This is a genomic window from Arthrobacter sp. ZGTC131 (assembly GCF_002929275.1).
Lineage (GTDB): Bacteria > Actinomycetota > Actinomycetes > Actinomycetales > Micrococcaceae > Arthrobacter.
This window is the reverse complement of the sequence record NZ_PJIK01000006.1, coordinates 37210-57734: the sequence shown is the minus strand read 5'-3', so window position 1 is coordinate 57734 and position 20525 is coordinate 37210. Positions and strand designations below refer to the sequence as shown.

General features: G+C 66.5%; 13 protein-coding genes. 7 read left to right on the top strand and 6 right to left on the bottom strand.

Features of this window, described 5'->3' with window-relative positions:
• Positions 1-7 precede the first annotated feature (7 nt).
• Entirely contained in the window at positions 8-1519 is a 1512-nt protein-coding gene (locus tag CXQ90_RS09560) for an MFS transporter (protein WP_181038503.1), read from the bottom strand.
• Between the two features lie 298 nt (positions 1520-1817).
• Positions 1818-3182 (bottom strand): MFS transporter, encoded by a 1365-nt coding sequence (locus CXQ90_RS09555; RefSeq protein WP_104138920.1) that lies wholly within the window; start codon positions 3180-3182, stop codon positions 1818-1820.
• Between the two features lie 246 nt (positions 3183-3428).
• On the opposite strand from CXQ90_RS09555, the gene CXQ90_RS09550 reads away from it, so the two are divergent.
• The 3 genes from CXQ90_RS09550 (at position 3429) to CXQ90_RS09540 (ending at position 8705) form a co-directional block, all read left to right on the top strand.
• Positions 3429-5891, top strand: a complete 2463-nt coding sequence (locus CXQ90_RS09550) for an Ig-like domain-containing protein (RefSeq protein WP_258064450.1) — start codon at positions 3429-3431, stop codon at positions 5889-5891.
• A 136-nt stretch (positions 5892-6027) separates the two neighbouring features.
• Positions 6028-7104: a hypothetical protein gene (locus tag CXQ90_RS09545; protein ID WP_104138720.1), complete on the top strand. Its 1077-nt coding sequence runs from the start codon at positions 6028-6030 to the stop codon at positions 7102-7104.
• A 77-nt stretch (positions 7105-7181) separates the two neighbouring features.
• Positions 7182-8705, top strand: a complete 1524-nt coding sequence (locus CXQ90_RS09540; RefSeq protein WP_258064449.1) for a serine hydrolase — start codon at positions 7182-7184, stop codon at positions 8703-8705.
• Between the two features lie 79 nt (positions 8706-8784).
• Here the strand turns inward: CXQ90_RS09540 and CXQ90_RS09535 are convergent, their stop codons facing one another.
• Positions 8785-10170, bottom strand: coding sequence for an MFS transporter (locus tag CXQ90_RS09535; protein WP_104138915.1), 1386 nt, complete (start codon positions 10168-10170; stop codon positions 8785-8787).
• 226 nt (positions 10171-10396) lie between these two features.
• On the opposite strand from CXQ90_RS09535, the gene CXQ90_RS09530 reads away from it, so the two are divergent.
• Positions 10397-11302 (top strand): helix-turn-helix transcriptional regulator, encoded by a 906-nt coding sequence (locus CXQ90_RS09530; protein WP_104138718.1) that lies wholly within the window; start codon positions 10397-10399, stop codon positions 11300-11302.
• Positions 11303-11473: 171 nt separating this feature from the next.
• Positions 11474-12553, top strand: a complete 1080-nt coding sequence (locus tag CXQ90_RS09525; RefSeq protein WP_104138717.1) for a glycerophosphodiester phosphodiesterase family protein — start codon at positions 11474-11476, stop codon at positions 12551-12553.
• 90 nt (positions 12554-12643) lie between these two features.
• On the opposite strand, the gene CXQ90_RS09520 is transcribed toward CXQ90_RS09525, so the two are convergent.
• The 3 genes from CXQ90_RS09520 to CXQ90_RS09510 all read right to left on the bottom strand — a co-directional run bounded on the left by CXQ90_RS09520 (position 12644) and on the right by CXQ90_RS09510 (position 17656).
• Positions 12644-15346, bottom strand: a complete 2703-nt coding sequence (locus tag CXQ90_RS09520) for a hypothetical protein (protein WP_104138715.1) — start codon at positions 15344-15346, stop codon at positions 12644-12646.
• Between the two features lie 277 nt (positions 15347-15623).
• Positions 15624-16718: a TM2 domain-containing protein gene (locus CXQ90_RS09515; protein ID WP_104138714.1), complete on the bottom strand. Its 1095-nt coding sequence runs from the start codon at positions 16716-16718 to the stop codon at positions 15624-15626.
• A 491-nt stretch (positions 16719-17209) separates the two neighbouring features.
• Positions 17210-17656 (bottom strand): ester cyclase, encoded by a 447-nt coding sequence (locus CXQ90_RS09510; RefSeq protein WP_258064448.1) that lies wholly within the window; start codon positions 17654-17656, stop codon positions 17210-17212.
• Between the two features lie 280 nt (positions 17657-17936).
• Here CXQ90_RS09510 and CXQ90_RS09505 point away from each other — a divergent pair, with 280 nt between their 5' ends.
• Positions 17937-19601, top strand: a complete 1665-nt coding sequence (locus tag CXQ90_RS09505; protein WP_258064467.1) for an ATP-dependent DNA helicase RecQ — start codon at positions 17937-17939, stop codon at positions 19599-19601.
• A gap of 120 nt (positions 19602-19721) precedes the next feature.
• On the top strand, positions 19722-20471 hold the full coding sequence (locus tag CXQ90_RS09500) for an SRPBCC domain-containing protein (RefSeq protein WP_104138911.1): 750 nt from the start codon (positions 19722-19724) through the stop codon (positions 20469-20471).
• Positions 20472-20525: the final 54 nt, after the last annotated feature.

Genomic DNA, 20525 nt, shown 5'->3' with positions numbered 1-20525 from the left:
TCCTCCGTCAGCGGCCCCCCGCCGTCCCCTGATGTCCCAGGTGCGCCGCCCTCGCGGTTTCGTAGCTGCTGTCAAAGGGCAACGTGTCCATGTCCAGCAGGGGGTTCTCGTCCTGCGTCGCCACCAGCTCCCGGGCCGCTTCGTCAGAGTCCACGCTTGGCATGGATCCCGGCAGGTGCCGCTGGGCCGATTCCGGCAGGAAGTAGATGGTGACGGCAGCGATCGCCGAGGTGACCATCAGATAGTAGGCCGGCATCATGTCGTTGCCTGTCACCTGGATGAGGGAGGCAATGATGAACGGCGTGGTGCCGCCGAAGATGGCGACGGCGAAGTTGTAGGCGATGCCCATGGCCCCGTAACGGTGGGCTGTCTGGAACAGTGCCGGCAGCGCCGACGCGAGGTTGGCCACGTAGAACGTGACGGGGAAGGCGACCAGCGCTAGGCCGGTGAGCGTTGCGGGAACGGTTCCCAGCGAGATCAGCAGGAACGCGGGGATCGCCAGCACCACCGTGCTGATGGCTCCGATCCAGAGCACGGGACGGCGACCGATCCGGTCGGAGAGATGCCCGGTCAGCGGGATGCACAGCGACATGACCACCAGGACGGGGATGGTCAGCAGGGTCCCGTGGATCTCGTCATACCCCTTGTTGCTGGTCAGGTAGGTGGGCATGTAGGACGTGAGGGCGTAGCCCACGGTATTGGCGGCCGCCACGAGGATCATGGCCAGCACGATCCTGCGCCAGTACACCCTGAAGATCCCCACCGGGCCCATGGCGCCGAGCACCTCACCCGTCTCCGGGTGCCGGGCCGATTCCTCCTCCGCTTCCAGGGTTGCCTGGAAGACCGGCGACTCCTCAATCTTCATCCGGAAGTAGATGGCGATGATGCCGAGCGGGCCGGCGATCAGGAACGGGATGCGCCAGCCCCACGCCTCCATCTGGTCCTGGCCCAGTGTCAGCTGAAGGACGGAGACCAGCGCCGCGCCAAGGGCAAAGCCCAGGTAGCTGCCCATGTCCAGGAAGCTGGCGAAGAAGCCGCGGCGGCGGTCCGGCGAATGCTCACAGACGAACGTGGTGGCTCCGGCGTACTCGCCGCCGGTGGAAAAGCCCTGCACCAGCTTGGTGACCACCAGCAGCACCGCGGCCCAGATGCCCAGCACCGCGTAGCCCGGGAGCAGGCCGACGGCGAACGTCGCGGCCGCCATGAGCATCAGGGTCATCGCCAGGACCTTCTGGCGGCCGATCTTGTCGCCAAGCCAGCCGAAGAAGACGCCGCCCAGCGGGCGGGCAATAAACGTGGCCCCGAAGGTTCCCAGCAGGAACAGGTTCTGCACGGCTTCGTCTGCTTCGGGCAGGAACACCGGGCCCATAGTGGTGATCAGGTAACCGAACACCCCGACGTCGTACCATTCCATCGTGTTGCCCACGATGGTCCCGCCGAGCGCTTTCTTCAGCGTGGGATGGTCAACAACGGTGACGTCCGAAACGCGGAGGCGGCGGTTCTTCGGCTGTACGGTCATGGCTGCGGCGCTCCCGCGTCGACTTTCATGCGGCATTGGCTCTGCAGCATCTTCATTCCTCCCGTGGAGGTCGTGCGTCATCCCCAATTGGCGCCGTCTTTGGCTTTGGTCTCAGCGTTACGGCCGAGCCCCAGTGCCCGGCACTGCGCCGGGCTGTCGAGAAGAGCGCGATATGTCCGCCGGTGGGTATGTCCCTGTGATCCGTCCTGTCCCGCCGGCCGTTCGGGCTCTGTGGGTGCAACTATCCGATCATTTTCCCACCGCGGCACTGCTCCGGCAATGGAATTGGCAGCGGCCCCTACTTCGTCTTCCGCTCCCGCCACAGCAGCGCCACCACGAACGTCACCGCGCAGAGACCGAGCATGACCAGCACCATGCGGCCCCAGTTTTCCTGGTTCACCCCGTTGCCGTAGAAGATGCCGATCATCACGGTGGCGCCGATGGCCCCGACGTACCGGCAGGTCTGGAAGATCCCGGCGGCCACTCCCTTGTCCTCCGGCGCCGCGGAGAGGTACAGCCCCTGGTTGGAGGCGATGCTGACCGAACCGTAGGGCACGCCCATCAGGGCCGTGAGGGCGAGCACCAGCAGCACGGCGAAGGACGCCGTCAGGAGCCAGAGTGCCGCTGCCGCCACGCTCAGGAGCACGACGCCGGCAATCAGCACCCGCCGCACGCCGGACCGGTCGATCGCGCGGACGGCGAGCGGTGTGATGACGACGGACATGGCCGCCAGCGGCAGCATCAGCACGCCCACCAGGCCGGGGTCGTACCCCGCGGCCTCCTGCAGCAGCTGCGGCAGCCCGAAGAACGCGAAGTAGTAGACGGCACTGAACACCGTGAAGCCCAGGTACACCAGCAGCAGCGGCCGGTTCCTGCCGAGCAGCCGCAGGTCCAGGAACGGTTTCCCGAAGCTCAGCTCGCGCCAGGCAAACAGCACTGCCAGGACCATGGCGCCGCCCAGCAGCCACCACCGGAGCCCGGGCAGCGCATCCAGCAGCCCCATGAGCAGCAGCACCATGCCGCCCACGAACGCCAGGATGCCGGGGATGTCCGAGTCGCGCAGCAGGCTGGCCGCGCTGCCCTGCTCCCGCGCGTGGTCCGCCGGGGCGAACCTTCGCACCATGAGCAGGGCGGCCAGCGCCAGCGGCACGTTGATCAGGAACAGCGCCTCCCAGCCCACCAGGCTCACCAGCAGCCCGCCGACCACCGGGCCGACGGCAGCCCCGGACGTGTTGGCCATCTGGATGCGCCCCAGCGGCCGGGTGGAGGTCGAGTTCGCCTGCCTGGCCAGGGCACCGACCATGACGACGGCGCTCGGGTACGCCGTCGCCGTCCCCAGAGCCATGAGCGCGCGGGCGACGCAGACGAACACGAAGTTGGGCGAGAAGGGCGCCAGCGCGCAGGTCACCGCCACCAGCGCCATGCCGAGCATGAAGAGCCGCCGGGGCCCGAACCTGTCGGCCAACCGGCCCATCAGCGGCTGGCCGGCGGCCGAGGTGATGTAGAAGGCGGTGATCACCCAGGTGACCGTGGCGACGTCGAGCCTGAAATCCTCGCGCAGCACCACCAGGGCGACGGCGATCATCGATGAGTTCAGCGGGTTCAGCGACGTGCCCAGGCTCAGGCCGGCCACCGCGAGTCCGGCACGGGAAGGGTTGCTCACGGCAACAGTCTTGCGCACGAGGCGGTTTCGGGGCGAACTCTGTGAACGGAGGGATCTAGAGGCCGACTGAGGCCGCTACAGGAATTCCCAAGCTTTTTACAACTTACTCAGTCGAACATGTTCCGAGGGGGGAGTGCACGCAAGTTGCCAGGACCGCAGCAGCAGGCGCTTCAATTTCCCGTACCCAACCGGGAAGGGTTGGTCGGGACTGGCATAGGCAAACAACTCCGATGAGTGGTGAGGCTAGTGACCATCCCGATACAGGTCGACGTTCAACTCCGGGAAGCAACGTTGCGGCGAGGAGCTCTCCGTCGCCGCGGGTCGCGGAATCTGGGGCTCCATGCACTGCTGACAGTGCTGCTGCTTGCGCTGAGTGGCCTAATGGTGCCGGTTGCGGCGTCGGCTGCCCCGGGTGACGTTGGCGTTGAGGGTCCCTCGCATACGGGGACGGGGACGCCGACGGGTTCGAAGCGGGCAACCAGCGGGTTGTGGTTCAACGACGGGGTCTGGTGGGGGAACCTGTGGGACACTTCCAGCGCGGACTTTCATATCTTCCGGTTCAATGCCGCGACGAGCTCGTGGGTCGATACGGGCGTGGCAACGGACACGCGGGCCAACACTCATCATGACGTGTTGTGGGACGGAACGACGTTGCATGTGGCGAGCTACCGGTTCGTCAACGACGGCCTGCCGGCTCAGCCGAACTTTCCCACGACGATGCGGCGTTACAGCTACAACTCGAGTACGAAGACTTACACGCTGCGGGACTCCTCAAGAATCAACAACCACAGCGTTGAAGCCCTGACCATCGATAAGGACTCGACTGGCCGGTTGTGGGCCACGTGGCAGCAGGGGAACCGGATCTATTTGAACGCCACTGGAACGGATGGCAGGACGTGGGGGACGGAGTTCCCGCATCCTGCGTCGCTGAGCAACGTCTCTGTAGACGATACGTCGGCTGTGATCGCGTTCGGACCCGGCAGGATAGGTGTGTTGTGGAGCCGGCAGGTCGGTGACGCCAACGACGGCATGTACTGGAGCTACCACGTCGATGGCGCGTCGAACACCGCCTGGACCGCTCCTGTGGCGGCGGTGAAGGGGCAGCGCAGCAGTGATGACCACATGAACCTGAAGTGGTTGGACTCCTCGGGTGGCCAGGTTTTCGCCGCGATTAAGACGGCGTTCACGGCGGCGTCTCAGCCGCTGATCCAGCTGCTGGCATTGAATAGTGCGACATCCGAATGGTCGGCGCACACGATAGCGACCGTGGCGGAGTGCCCCAACCGGGTGGTCGTCCTGATTGACGAGAGCACGAGTCCTCCGAGAGTGCGTACCTTCGCCACCTATCCGAAGCCCAGTGGCACGATCAACGCTGGCGCCTGTAATACGTCGGGGGGCGCGATCTACGAGAAGTCCGCGCCGCTGGACGACATCGACGACTTCACCACCGCGAAGACGGCCCGTATCGTGGACGCCGACCAGTATGTTCACAACGTGACGTCGACGAAGCAGAACCTCAACAGTGCGGCGCGGGGCACGGCCAACAGCGGTCTGCTGGTGCTCGCCGATGTGAACGCCACAAGCCGGTACTGGCACTATTACGACCCCAGCGACGACGATGGTGGTGGCGGTGATACGACGGCTCCGACGGTGACGGGTACGTCTCCGGCTGCTGGTGTGACCGGTGCGGCGGTGACGGCGAATGTGACGGGGACGTTCTCGGAGCCGATGACTGCCTCGACGGTCACGTCGGCCACGTTCACGTTGAAGACACCGGCCGGAACGACGGTGCCGGCCGCTGTGACGTACAACAGCACGAACAGGGTTGCGACACTGAACCCCAGTGCAAATCTGACGGCGGGTACGAGGTACACGGCGACGATCAAGGGCGGCTCCATTGGGGTGAAGGATGCTGCCGGTAACGCACTGGCGGCCGACAAGACCTGGACCTTCACCGCTACCGGTTCGCCCATCTCCAGGATGTCCATCCGCAGCGGGGCCGACGTCGTCGCTGCCGCATCCGACGGTGTGCTGTGGAACTACCCGTCAAACGGCAACGGCGGGTTCCTGCCCCGGGAAAGGATCGGCACCGGCTGGTCCACCCTGGCCCGGGCGTTCGTAACGGACTGGAACAGCGACGGCGTCTTCGACATCATCGCTCAGTGGCAGGACGGCCGCCTGAGCTATTACGCCGGAAACTCCGGCGGAGGCTTCGCCGCCGCCCGGGCCATCGGCAACGGCTGGGGCAGCTACCACGTGACGGTGGGCCGCTGGCGCACGACGGACAGGTACCCGGGCATCCTGGCCTACGACGGCGCCGGGACGCTCTGGTACTACGGCAACAGCAGCGGATCATCGCTTACGCCGCGCATCAGGACCGGTGTCGGCTGGAGAGGCCTGTACCTCACCATGGTCGACTTCGACCAGAACGGGGCACAAGACATCCTGGCCAAGCGCACCGACGGCAGCATGGTGCTGTACCGCTCCACGGGGGCCGGCGGTTTCGTCGCCGAATCCAGGCGCACGGTGGGCAACGGCTGGAACGTCGTCAACAGCACCACCAGCGTGGCCGGATTCACGGCAGGAAGCTCCGGGCTCATGAGCCGGCTCAGCGACGGCCGACTGGCCCACTACCCCTTCCGCAAGGGCGTCTGGGGTACCCGGACCATCGTCGGCACAGGATGGAGCCCCTACAACATCTTCCGCTAGAACCGGCCGGGGCGGGGACGGGGCGGCGGCGGCTTAGGGACTGTGTGAGTGCCGCGCCGATCGTCCTTCCCTTGTGAGCGCCCCAGCCGGAGCAGTACCATCCCCTCACCGGACAGCTCGGTGGAAGTGGGCAACGATGCTCGATACGGCAGACAACACTGTGACGAATAATCGCCGCGACCTCGTCACCGAGTTCCTGGGTCTCTGGCTGCTGCTTGCGGTTTTCCTGGACGGCTGGGCTCACCTGAACCTCCCGACTCTGGAGACGTTCTTCACGCCGTGGCACGCGGCCCTCTACTCCGGCATGCTGGCCACCGCGGCGTGGACCGCCGTCGTGATCTGGCGGAACCGGGCACCGGGGCAGCCGCTCGCGCAGGCCGTTCCGCCCGGCTACCGCGGGACCGCAGCGGGGGTGGTTCTCTTCGGCGTCGCCGGCGGCCTGGACCTGCTCTGGCACGAAATCCTTGGCATCGAAGTCTCGCTGGATGCCCTAGTCAGCCCCACCCACCTGTTGCTCGGCTTTAGCCTCTTCCTTATCCTGGGCACCGCAGTCCGAAGCGCCCGGGCAGCCGGCCGCGCCGGGAACCTTGAGTGGACGCCGGCGGCGCTGTTCGCCGTCGTCCTGATGACCGGGCTGGGAGCCTTCTTCCTCATCTACTGCTCCGCCTTCGTCCGGCCGGGGCCAACGGCCCTCTTCATCCCGACGCCGGTGGGCGCCCCTGGCCGCCTGCAGGCGGAACTGCCGGTGGTCGTCAGCCTGACCAGTTACCTGCTCACCACCGCGTTGATCATCGCGCCCTTCCTCTTTACGCTGTCTGCCGCCCGGCGCCCCGTCCGCGGGATTGTCACCATGTTGGTCGCGGCGGCCGCCTGGCTGCCCGTGGTGATGGTGGGCCTCCGCCCCTTCGCCGTCGCCGGAGCCGCCGGAGCCACTACGGCCGCAATCATGGCGGACGTGCTGCTGGCCCGGCTGCCACGGGTTTGGCTTAGCCGGCGGCTGCCCGCCGTCACGGCAGCGATTGCGGCGCTCGTCTGGACGGGCCAGCTGGTGGCTTTTGCGGTGGCGGACGGGATCCGCTGGCCGGTATCGCTCTGGCTCGGGGCGGTGGTGCTCAGCGCGGCGGCCGCCGCAGGCCTTGCCCTGCTCAGTTCGTGGGGACCCGCCACACGGTCCGCACAGGACACCGCCGGGGCAATTGACGGCCGGTTGTGAGGACGCTGCGAAAGATTTCCGGGACGGCGCGATTTGTTCTGTCATGCTTCCTGACGGTTGGCGTCCTCGGTTTCAGCGTGCCGGCAACGGTCACCGCCGGATCCCCGGCGACCGCACCTGCCGCTCCCACTCCCGAGCAAACCTATGAAGTGGTGGATGCTTTCCTCAAGGAACAACTTGACGACATGGGACTTCCGGGAGCCGCCGTCGTCGTCGTAAAAGACGGGGTCCAGGTGCACTCCGCAGCGTTCGGCCGCGCCGACGACACCGGCCGGCCGATGACACCTCAGACTCCGGTGCTGCTGGCCTCAACAACCAAGCCCCTCACCGCCATGGCCGTCATGCAGCAGGTCGAGGCCGGCAGGCTGCGGCTGGATGAGCCGGTGCGGACCTACCTGCCCTGGTTCACGTTGCAGGACAGCCGCTCCGCAGAGATCACGGTGCGCCATTTGCTCCATCAGACCAGCGGCATGGCGGCCAAGGACACGGCCTTCGAAGCCTCCGACTCCCAGGACCCGGACGCCATCGAAGAAGGCGTGCGCGGCCTGTCGGGCTCGCCGCTGGCCGGAGCGCCTGGAGACGCATTCCGCTACGCCAGTGCCAACTTCAACATCCTCGGCCTCTTGGTACAGACAGTCTCCGGCCAGCCGTTCGCGGACTACATGCGGCAGCACGTGTTCGGGCCGCTGGGGATGGCCCACAGCCACCCGACGCGCGGCGCTGCCCGCTCGGACAATGCCGCTGCCGGCTATTCACTGTGGTTTGGCTCGTTCTGGCGGCAGACCGACGCGCCCGCCCCCGCCACCGGAATGCCGTCCTCCACTATGTACTCCTCGGCCGAGGACATCGGCCACGAACTGACCGCCATGCTGGACCAGGGGCGGTACCGTGGCCGCTCGCTCATCCGGCCGGAAAGCGTGGACGCGATCCTCAAGCCGCACGTGCGGATTGACGAGTCCAAGGAATACGCCATGGGCTGGTTCACCCGCCCGCTCGTGGAGTCGGTTGGCCCGGAAGGCCCGCCCGCCGAGGCAAACAGCCTCCCGCTGCTCGTGGAGCACCAGGGGGAATGGGGCAACAGCCACACGTACAAGGCCATGGTCCCTGCCTCCCGGCTCGGCGTGGCCCTGGTCATCAACGCGAACGACACGTCAGCCCCGTCCCGGCTCAAGGCCATCGACACCAACATCCTGCGGATTCTCCACGGGCAGCCGCCGGTGCCGGCGGTGGTGCAAGAGGACTGGCTCCAGCGCTACAGCTGGCTGGTGTCGCTGATCCTGCTGCTCGCGGAACTGGCGAGCCTGGCGCTGGCCCTCGCCGTTCTGCTCCGGAAACCGACCAGAAAGCGAAAGCGGTGGGTGCCGTGGGCCGTGGGCGCGGCAGCGCTCGCCCTTGACGGGTTCGCACTGTGGCTGTGCCTGGTCTACGCCCCCGCCCGGTTCGACACCCACCTCGCGGTTATTGTCCGGCAGTTTCCCGACGTCGGAGTCTCACTCGTAGCAGTGCTGGCGCTCGCCCTCGTCTGGCCGGTCCCCCGAACGGTGTGGCTGCTTTCCCGGATTCGGGCCGCTACCCGGGGATCGCACCGATCTGCTGCATGAGCCTCCTGTTGTCGGAGCTTCCCAGTGCTCGGTGTCCTTGCCGTCCACCACGCGATTACCTCCGTGCATAAACGCGTGATCAGTCCAGCTTGGCGGTTTTACGCAGCAGCAGTGCCACGAGCAGTGCGGCCAGCAGGCAGAGTCCGGCGTTCACCCCTATGGCGACCGTGACGCCGCTAAGGACGGCCGGGACATCGTTTGCCCCGAGGGTGACGATCCGGGCGGTGAAGATGGCGCTCATGACCGGGATGCCCATGGTGATGCCGATCTGCTGGCTCATGGTTGCCAGGCCGGTGGCGAGGCCCTGTTCGGTGTCAGGCAGCCCGGACGTTGCGGTGACCATGAAGCCGACGATGACGATCAGGTTGGCGACACCGCCGACGAACGTGGCGGCCAGGAGCAGGACTATGGAGGCCGGGTCGGCGCTGAGCAGGACAAGGCTGCCGGTGGCGATGGCCTGAACGATGAAGCCGTACACGATGGCCTTCTTGTTGCCCACCTTGCCGATCACCTTCGGGCCCAGGACGCCACCGAACACCGTTCCAAGGCCCAGCACAGCGAAGGCGAGTCCTGCGCCGAGCGGGGTGTAGCCGAGGACCTGCTGCAGGTACAGGGTCAACAGGAACACCAGGGAGGTTTCCGTGACGAATGCCAGGACGCCTGCGATGTTCCCCCATGCGACGGCGGAGCGCTTCAGGATGCCGAGCGGCACCAGCGGAGACTGGGCGCGGTGTTCGACGGCGGCGAAGGCGATGAAAAGCACGACGGCGGCCGCGAGGGATGCGAGCGTGAACGGGTCGGTCCAGGAGTGCTCGGCGGCGTTGGTCAGCCCGAAGATCAGAGCCAGCAGGCCGAGGGTGACCGTGATGGCGCCGGGCACATCCAGCCGCTGTTGCGTGGTGGGCTTGCTTTCGGCGAGGACGGCGGGAGCGATGAGGAGCACGGCGACGGCGACGGGGACGTTGATGAAGAACGCCCAGCGCCAACTCAGCAGATCGGTCAGCAGCCCGCCGAGTATGGCGCCGGTGGTGAAGCCTGCAGCCATGAGGGATCCGTTGAGGCCGAGGGCCCTATCCCGCAGGGGCCCTTCCGGGAAGGAACTGAGCAGCAGCGACAGGGCGGCGGGCACGACGATTGCGGTGGCAATGCCCTGCCCGACGCGGGCGATCAGCAACAGGGCGGGGTCTGCGGCCAAGCCGCCGGCCACGGACGCGGCGCCGAGGAGGGCCATGCCGATCAGGAACATTTTGCGGCGCCCGGCCAGGTCTGCGACCCTCCCGAACAGCAGGGTCAGGCCCGCCGCGCAGAGGGCGAAGGCCGTGGCGACCCACTGGAGGTTTTCCAGCGAGAAGCCAACGTCGGCGCCAATGGTCGGCAGCGCGACGTTGAGGATGGAGAAGTCGACGGCGAGGGTGAAACTCGCCGCGAGGAGGACGATGAGCGCCAGCCGCTGGCGCCCGGTCATCTTGCCCGGTGCTGGGTTCTCGGCCTGGGGCGACGACGGGGCGCCAACCCCGGTGGTCAGGTCCGGTTGCGTGGTCATGTGGGTGGTCCTTGTCTGCAGGGGTGGCCGCATTGGCGGCCTCTCACCAACCCAGCCTCAAGGAAGCCGGAGGGATCAACCACGCCCCCTCGTGGGTACCCCTGACAGTGACAGGCACGGTTTCGCTTTCACCGGCAGAATGGGGTCCATGACTAACGCCAGTGAACTGGGAGAGTTCCTTCGGATCCGGAGGGCCGCCCTGCGCCCCGAGGACGTCGGCCTCCTGAACTACGGAACCCGCCGCGTGCCCGGCCTCCGGCGGGAAGAACTGGCCATGCTCGCCGGAGTCAGCAACACCTACTACACACGCCTGGAGCAGGGCCTGAGCAACAACGCATCCGAGGCCGTCATCGAGGCCATCGCCCGCGCCCTGAACCTGAGCACCGACGAGAGGGCGCACCTTCTCCGGCTTGCCCGGCCGGTCAAAGCGAAGCGCCGCACCCGGACCACGCCGGACAAGGTCCGGCCAGGCACGCTGCGTCTGATCACGTCCTTGGCGGCCACTCCCGCTGTCGTCTTGGGCCGCCGCAGCGAAGTGTTGGCTTGGAACCAGATCGGGCACCGGCTCGTGGCCGGACACTTGGACTTTGACGCCCCGGGGACACCATCGGCCCGACCAAACATGACGCGGATGCTTTTCCTCGACCACCACACCCGCGAGCTCTACTCCGAGTGGAAGGAGGAAGCCACCCGCGCGGTCGCCTCCCTCCGGCTCGTGGCCGGCCGGACCACGGACGATCCGGAGATGGCCTCGCTGGTCGGCGAGCTCACGATGAAAAGCGAAGAGTTCGCAGCCCTGTGGGGCAAGCACCCGGTGGCGAACTGCATGTCCGGGCTCAAACGTATACACCATCCGGAAGTTGGGCCCCTGGAGCTCCAATTCGAGGTCCTGTCACTGCCGGACGATTCCGGGCAACGCGTCCTGATGTACACCGCGGACCCGGGCACCCCGGCATTCGAGTCGCTCCAGCTCCTGCAGGCCCCAATGCTCCGCCAAGATCCGCGCCTACCGCCGACTTCGACAGGTTCTCACAGCGTGCGTCAACGCTCTTGACCCTCTCGGCCCCGAAGGGAAATGCGGCGCCCCGTTCCGCTGCAGACCATCAGCACACTTGTTAACCTCCCATCCAACTCGCCGCACACCCAGCGCCATCTGGCCTCCGTAGCGTGGACGGGTCAGCCGGCCCAGCGCCGGCACCGGTCTCATCCAGGAGGAACCATTCCCATGCGCACAGTCCTGACCGCCGCGGCCGCCGCCGCGCTCATCGCCGCCCTGGCGAGCCCCGCCGTCGCCGCCCCGACCGCAGACGCCGGCACGCCGTCGTCGAACGCTGGCGGAACGGTGCCGACGGCGACAACAACAGCCATTAGGACCGACGAGAGCAACGGCTCCTTCGACCTGCAGTCCCACCGCGGAGGCCGCGGCGAGTGGACCGAGGAGTCCCTGGCAGCGTTCGGCAACTCGCTGAAGCTGGGCGTGACCACCCTCGAGCTGGACACCCACCTGACCGACGACGGCAAGGTGATCGTCTGGCACGACGACACCATCCAGGCCAACAAGTGCGTCGACACCGCGGCGGCCACCCCACGCGACGCCGAATTCCCGTACGTCGGCGACCGTGTTGCCGAGCTGTCCCTGGCCCAGATCAAGACGCTGAACTGCGGCTTCAGCCAGCTCACCGGCTACCCGGAGCAGCAGGTCATCAAGGGCAACAAGATCGCCGAGCTCAAGGACGTCTACCAGCTCGCCCGCAACTACGACGCCAAGAAGGTCCGCTTCAACGTGGAGACCAAAGTGGAGGCCGGCAAGTCCGGCGGCGCAGGCATGGAAGCCCTGACCAAGGCCGTGGTCACCGAGATCTACAAGGCCGGCATGTCCGAGCGCACCACCGTGCAGTCCTTCGACTGGTCCTCACTGAACCTGACCAAGAAGATCGCCCCGCAGCTGCCCCTCGTGGCCCTCTCCAGTGGCGACGCCTGGCTCGAGGTCGGCAAGCCCGGCGCCAGCCCCAACCTCGGCGGCATCGACATCGACACCTACGGCGGATCCCTCGCCAAGGCCGCCAAGGCGCAGGGCTACGACGTCATCTCCCCCACGTTCCGCTCCGTCACCCCGCAGATGATCGCCGAAGCCCACAAGCTCGGCCTGCCCGTCATCCCGTGGACCGTCAACACCACCGCCGACATGGCAAACCTGATGGACCTCGGCGTGGACGGCATCATCACCGACTACCCCACCCGCCTGCGCACCCTCATGGAAGAGCGCGGTATGAAGCTCCCGAAGGCGTATGCGCTGAACAGCTGATTCCTGCAGTTTCTAGAACGTACGACGGCGGCCGTCCCCTTTCGGGGGCGGCCGCCTCGCCTTAGACTCACACCGCTCGACCAGCTGGGCTCAACTAGCGGGATCCTTGGCGCCCATCATCACCGGGTTCTCATCGGGATCGGGCGGCGCCTTTAGCTGGCGCAGCCACTCCTTCAGCTGGCCTGCATCAGGCGCCATGAGGATGCGCCGGCGGATGGTGTTCTGCAGACCGGCGACGAATGGTCCGGGGTCGCCGGGGCCCGCCCCATCCGTGGCGTTGTCACCTATCCACGGAGTTTGGATGTCATCCTGCGAGTCAATCCCCGCCTGAACCAAAGCGGCCACCACTTCCACCCGGTACAGGTAAATATGCCAGGCATCACCGTTGCAGGGCACGGCTTCTGCCCGTCGCACCAACGCGGCCTGCGTGCACAGCCGCTTGAGGACAAGGGGGCTCACCTGCAGGTAAGCGCTGATGTCGCTCTGCCCCGTTTCCGTCTGGTACAGGTCTCCGGGTTTTGCGATGCCTGCCTTGCGGAGCTGCTTTTCGTAGGGTTCGAACGCCTCCAGCTTCCAGTAGTCCTGCCTCGGCGTCACTCCAAGGAAGTGCAGGAACTCCTCTTTCTTCCGTAGTTCCGCCAGTTCGGGGTCGCGCCGTGCCCAGTCCCTGTTCTCGGAATCGGTAAACGCGTACTCAAGCCGCCGCCTCACGTCAGCTTCCGGGCCTTTGTTCCGGGCGATGCTGCATGCTGCGTTGTAGGCCGTCAGCGGAGCCACGGAGGCGAGCGCCTGGTAATACAGGTTGACGAAATGCGGAACCGGCTTGCCTGTGGCCGGCGTTGCAACCTTTTGCCAAGCCTTGGCACCGGCCTCGGCTTCCGCCTTGGCCCTGGACTTTGGTTCCGGTTCAGCCTGCTGCTCCTGGTCAGATTTGGGCTCCGGCTCAACCTGCCGCTCCGGGCCAGCTTTGGGCTCCGGCTCAGTCTGTTGCACCGATCCAGCTTTGGGCGCCGGCTCAACCTGCTGCTCCGGGCCAGCTTTGGGCGCCGGTTCAGTCTGTTGCACCGATCCAGCTTTGGGCGCCGGCTCAACCGGCTGCTCCGGGCCAGCTTTGGGCTCCGGCGGGACACCAGCTCCTGCGCCGTAAAGGTCGTGGTAGGCGAGCGCCGCATGCAGTCGCATCTCTTGGACAAGGGGCCCGGCCATCGGAACACCCTTGGTCGGCTCGAGTTCGTCCAACAAATTCTTAGCGGTCTGGCGTCCAAGCGAGAGCAGCCGTTGAAATTCCGGCTCCTCGGGCGGAAGGTTCAGCACCACGCTCAGGAACGTCTTTTCAATCCGGTATAGCAGGGGGGTATAGCCTGCCAATGATTTTGCACCAGTGCCCATGTCGGTCCTGATCTTCATGGACCGGCGCCGCAGCCACTCGGCGTAGGTTTTGATTGTCGATGGATCGGTGCTATTCCGGAACATGCGGTTCTGCAGCGCAACTTCGGCGAGCATGTTCCCATGGTCGTAATCCAGGGCGGCGCCGAGCAGCCTCTTCTCCCGGTCAAGGTCAGCCGGAGAGCCAGTGGTTGCGATGTAATGCAGCCCGAGGCTCCGCCAGTTCGTGGTTCCGCACAGGCCGTCGAACCCATAATGCTTGTCGGCCAGCGTGGTGAGGATATAAGCGGCGGCCATCTTGTGCAGTTCGAGCTCCGCACCAGCCGCCCCTTTCGTCGCGGTGCCTGCACTCCCTTGGCCCGCACCGCCGCTACCAGCCGCCAGGCGCAGCTCATTCCTATCGATGGTGGCGGCGCCGACGCTCGCCCCGTTGCGAGCCATGGCCACAGTGAACGAGCCGTCATTCGTGGCAGAAACCACCACCTTCCACGGCGTGACGCCGATGATGGACACCACGAGTTTTTGGATGGCAGCCAGAACCTTGTTGGTGTAAGTGAGGGGCATTGCTTCATCGCCCAGGGCCGTCACGTCGGCCCCTTCCGGGACCTCCAGTCCGCGCGGCGGGTCGCCACCGAGCTCATAGAGGAGGGCGCCAATCCGCGACACATCGACCTTGTTGCTGTTCCCTTTCGTGTCGCGCACGTCCAGTGAAAGGCGCAGCCGGCTGCTCAGGTAGGTTGCCAGCACCAGTGAACCGATCAGGGCAAGCAGGCCACCGCCCGCCATCTGCCCAGAGACATCCGTTTCCCTTTCCCTGGTCGGCGCCAAGACGATCAGGCAGGAACCCATCAGAATGAATGCCAGCCCGGCGAGCGCTAATGCTGCCCGATCCACAGGTCTCTTCCTGGCCCCCGAGATATTCGGCAGGAGGACAAGGAGCCTCCCGAGCAACAGGAACGCAGCCACCAGTCCCAGCAGGGCAGGCCCGGCCTTCACCAACGGATCTATCCACCGTGCGGCGAACCCGTCCCAGTTGGCGCCGATTTGTTGGGCGAAGGTGGTCTCGGCCGACGCATCCTCCGGCGGTTGCTGGATCTTGAGGACGGCCGCGAGACGCTGCGCCTCGCACGCCGTAGTTGCTGACAGCGCGGGACTTCGCACCTGGCCGCGGACCTTTTCGATCAGGGCGAGGGCTTCCGCCGGATTCCCGGCTTGGATTAGTTGATCGGCCTGACCGCACAGGCTGCTGAGGCTGTCCGCCACTGCTGGCGTGGACGGCGCCGGAGTGGAAGGTGCCGGAGTGGGGGTCGGTGTTGCCGGCGCGGTAACGGCCGCGACTTCTGCTGCGGCGCTGCCCAGCATGTATCCGGTTCCAGCGGCGCAAAGCAGCAGCACAACAAGAATCATGGCCCTGGCTACAGCTAGCCTGCGTCGCTCGGAAGAACTTATTGAGATCACCCTGGGCGTCGAAACGGACGCCTTCGGAAGTTCCCTGCCCATATTTATCGCCGGCCTTCGGAGCCCCCACGGTTATTGTGCTCTCCCTCCGAAGAAAGGAAAAGACCGGCAAGTCAGATGTTTCGTGCATGCAGAGGACCCCCCCGGTCCGGGCAATTCCTTGCCCGGTCCGGCGGGGCCGTCGTGTGGTTTCCTGCCGAGCTTGCGTTTCAGCGACGCAGTTCCCCTACTTCGCGGTGATGGTCCAGTCGCCCTCGGACTTCACCTGGACGAAACCGGGCGTCAGCTGGACGGTACCGATGTAGTTGCCCTCCCCGTCAACGGGCAGTTCCGGGATCTCGGTGCCAAAGCCCTCCACCAGAAACTGTCCCTCGCCCTTGTTGGTGATGGCCGCCCGGTCGCTGGGCGCATCCCAGTAGATGACGCCGTCACCGTGCCCGTTTGCCTTGCCGGCAGCCGTGGGGACGGCGTCCAGATCCTCCACCTTGAGCGTCCAGGCCGCATCGGCGCTGACGCTGAACTCGGTGGTGGGCGACCCGGTGCTGGTGTCCACGAGGTGCGAGCCGGTGTAGCCGCCGATGGTGTTCACCAGCATGATTTCGGCTCCGTTGGTACCAAGCACCGTGTTGCCGGAGCATGCCTTGCAGGTGAAGGTCACCAAGGCGGGCATGCCCTGCAGGTCCACGGTTTTGACGTCGTCGCCAGTGCCGGTGAAGGACTGGGCCTCTACACGGGGACGGTCCTCCCCCGCCGTTGCTTCCGCCGACGCCGCCGGCGACTCCGCGGCGTTCGCGGGAGCTGCGGTTTCGCCCGTAACCGGTGCCGCCGAGATGATCGGCGGGGTTGCCGCACTCTGGAGGGCCAGGGCCGCCACGGCCCCGCTAACGGCACCAATGATCATTCCGCCCACCACCAGGACGGCTGAGACAACAATGGCGAGCACCTTGTGCTGCAAGTACCCGGCCAATGGCTGCCGGTTCTTGTCGTTCTGCTTCCCGGCCAGCGTGATGATCAGGTCCACGAGGGACCAGACGCCCAGGCCGCCCAAGGTCAGCAGCTTGGCGATGCCGGTGCCGATCTTGCCCAGGTAGAAGCGGTCCACGCCCAGGCCGCCCAGGAGCAGGGACAGCAGCCAGGTGGTGAGGAAGGACTTCTGCGGAGCCGCGCCGAACTGCTGGGGATAGGGCAGGCCGGTTCCAAAGTGCTGCCCGCCGAACACCTCGCCGCCGCCATACTGCTGCCCGGCGGGAAACTGAGGCGCACCGTAGGTGGTGTAGTCGGGGGAAGGCGGTGGCGGCGGGGTTGGGCCGGGCTGGCTCATGGTTGTCCTTTCGGGCTGGCGACGGCAGGGGTCACCGGAATTGCGTGGCGAGGTGGTGGGCGCGGGAGGGAGGTTGCCGGGACGCCGGCGGAGCCGAAAGGCTCAGCAGGCAGTTTGTCCGGCGGAAGGGGATTAGACGGCAGGTTCGGCATGCAGGGGCACGCCGGATCCTCCGCTTGTGACGGGCTGTGGCCCGGTGCGGCGAGAACGTTTCAGAGGCCTTGCTGGACTCCGGAAACTTGTCTGAATTCCTCAGGCTTTCATGGCGTGCACATGCTCTGATATCCCCCAATTTGACGTGCGGCGTCCCCGCCCCTGAAGGGATGATACCTGCCTTCAGCGGCTCCGCGCATTATCGCCGCGTGGCGGGCTCACAACACGCCGGGCGGCCGTCCACGGAGGTCCCGGGCAGCGGCCTCTGAAGCTCCCGGACGGAAAGCAAAAAGGACGACGGCGGGCAGTCCGCCGTCGTCGTCAAACACCGCGCGCCACTAACGGGGGACGGCTCCCATCTGCTGCATCAGGCGCAAAGTGTCGGTCGATCCCCAGTGCTCGGCCACCTTGCCGTCCTCGACGCGGATGATGTCGGTTCCCCCAAACTCAACGGCATTGCCGCTGGCCGGGATCCCCGCAAAGTCCCCTGTGTGGGTTCCCGCGAGCACCGAGTATCCCGCCTCCAGGTCGCCCTCGGCCAGAACGGGTTCAATCGACTTGACCGCAAGGTCCGGGAAGGCCGATCTGAGGGTGTTGACGTAGAACTTCACGCCTTCCTTGCCGCGCGGCTGGCCCGGCAAGCCCTCTTCGTGGTCGACCATGTCATCCTTCACCAGTTCATCGATGAGCGACAAATTCCCGCCGACAATTACTTCATTGTAAAAACGGTTGATCAGTCCAGTTCCGCCAGCCATTTCCGGCTCCTTATTGGTTTTGACCTGCACCTGAATGGTGCATTTTGATCTTCCTCCTTCCGTAATTCCGCATCAATGACTCCAGGTGCTTTGCATTTCCCAATGGCGCACTTCCCCCGGGACAGCGGCGCCGCGCTAGGCTGAACCCACGGCTGAAGACATCCGGCCACTGCACCGTCACCCCGGGAGTAGCCCCTTGACTGTCGACCAAGCCCCCAGCGATGCCGCCGCCACGGCCGCCCGCACGCCGGATCCCGCCGCCACCACTTCAGACCCCGACGCCGGCCTCCGCCAGCTCGCCGCCGGCACCTTGGGCCTGGCCCGTCTCCGGGACGGCCAGCTCGCCGGAATGCGCGCCCTTGTCACCGGCCGGGACGTCCTCGCCGTGATGCCCACCGGATACGGAAAGTCGGCCATCTACCAGGTGGCCGCCCTACACCTGCACCGCTCGCACGACCTGCACGGCACGCAAGCCGGCCACGGCGAAAGTCCGGATGCCCCGGCGGCCGGTCCCGCCGTCGTCGTTTCCCCGCTTATTGCGCTCCAGGAGGACCAGCTGGACAGGCTGCTGGAAAACCTCGGAGGGGAAGCCGCCGTCGCCATCAACTCCGGGCGCAGCGATTCCGACGTGGACGCCGCCTGGGAAGCCGCTGAACGGGGCGAGGCGGCCTTCATCTTCCTCGCGCCTGAGCAGCTGGCTAAGGCCGAAACGGTGGAGCGGCTCGCGGCCCTGAAGGTCTCGCTGTTCGTGGTGGACGAGGCCCACTGCGTGTCCTCGTGGGGGCACGATTTCCGCCCCGACTACCTCCGGCTCGGCGAGGTCCGCGGGCACCTGGGCAATCCGCCCGTCGCCGCGCTGACCGCCACCGCTTCTCCCCCGGTGCGCGACGAGATCCAGCAGCGCCTGAAGATGAAGGACCCGCTGGTGCTGGTCCACGGCTTCGACCGCCCCAACATCCGGCTCGACGTGGTCCGCCACCTCGAGGACAAGGACAAGCGCCGCGCCGTGCTGGACCAGGTGGCCGAGCTCAAGGGGCCGGGCCTGCTCTACGCCGCCACCCGCAAGGACACCGAAACCTACGCAGCCGAGTTGAGCGAGCGCGGCCTGCGCGCCGAGGCGTACCACGCCGGCCGGAAGCAGGCTGAGCGGGACCGGGTCCACGAGCAGTTCCTCGACGACGAACTCGACGTGGTGGTGGCCACCACCGCGTTCGGCATGGGCATCGACAAGCCCAACGTCCGCTTCGTCATCCACGCGGACATCCCCGAGTCCTTGGACAGCTACTACCAGGAGATCGGCCGCTCCGGCCGCGACGGCAACCCGGCCGCCGCCGTCCTGCACTATCGCCCCGAGGACCTGGGCCTCCGCAAGTTCTTCGGCACGCACACCCCGGACGAGGAATCCCTGCTGGCGGTCCTTCAGGTGCTCCGCGCCGCCGACGGGCCGCTCACCCAGAAGGCCCTCGCCGAGCAGACCGGCCTCTCCGCCCGACGCCTCACCGGCCTGCTGAACGAACTGCAGGAGACCCGTGCCGTGAAGGCGGGCAAGCGCGGCATCCGGCTCGAAGCCAGCGCCAAACTGCCCAAGGTGGTGGAACACGCCGTCGAACTGGCCGAAGCACGCCAGCGCGTGGACCGCTCGCGTATCGAGATGGCCCGCGGCTACGCCGAGACGGACGGCTGCCGGCGCCAGTTCCTGCTGGGCTACTTCGGCGAGGACCTTCCCGAGCCGTGCGGCAACTGTGACAACTGCGCGGACGGCTCCGCTTACGAGGAGGACTACGACGGCGCCGCGGCCGCCGCGGGCGGGGAATCTTTTCCGCTCCAGGCCGCCGTTGTGCACAAGGAATGGGGGCCGGGCCTAGTGATGCGGCACGAGGACGACGTGATCACCGTGCTGTTCGAGCAGGAGGGCTACAAGACGCTGTCCCGGCAGGCCGTCACGGAGGGCAGGCTGCTGACGCTGGCGAAGTAAGGGGTCTGCCCGGGTCACCCAACTAATACGAAAGTACGGGTGGATTAGTTGGGATGCCGGAGCTGCCTTCCACCTCGAAAACGGTTGACATGTGACCAAATGGTCACTTATTCTGGCCTTGTGGACGCCGTATTCAAGGCCTTAGCCGACCCCATCCGGCGGGAACTGCTGGACGAGCTTTTCCGCGAGGACGGCCAGACGCTCTCTGCTCTGGAAGCCCGGTTTGAGATCACCCGCTTCGGGGTCATGAAGCACCTCAGGCTCCTCGAGGAGGCGGGCCTCGTGGTCACCCGCCGTCGCGGGCGCGAGAAGCTGCACTTCCTGAATCCGGTGCCCATCCGGCTCGTCCACGACCGCTGGGTGAGCAAATACGCAGAACCATGGGCCGCTGCGCTCAGCGACCTCAAAACCAGATTGGAAAGTCCCATGGAGAAGATTTTCGAAATCTACATCAAGACCACCCCGGAACGGCTCTGGGAGGCCATCACCGACAGCGAGATCCGCAGCAAGTACCAGTTCGGGATGCGCATCAGGTCGGACTGGACGGCGGGGTCCCGGTTCGAGATGGCGCCCGAGGGAGGGGACCTTCTCGGCGAGGGCGAGAACCTCGAGGTCGATCCCCCGCGGCGCCTGGTGCAGACCATGCGCGCCCTCTGGGGCGATGACGTCAAGGCCGAGGGCAGCTCGCGGATCACGTGGGAGATTGAGCCGGTGGGCGATTCCTGTCACCTGACCGTGACGCACGATCAGCTCCGCGAGGGCGCCAACGAACAGCTCTACGGCGGCTGGCCGATGATCCTCTCCGGCCTGAAGACCTGGCTCGAAACGGGCCAGACCCTCACCACGCCGGGCTCCCTCATGTACGCCTGAGCGGGCTCCTGAGCGGGGCGCCGGAGAGCGGGGCGCCTCCGGCGGGTGCTGCTC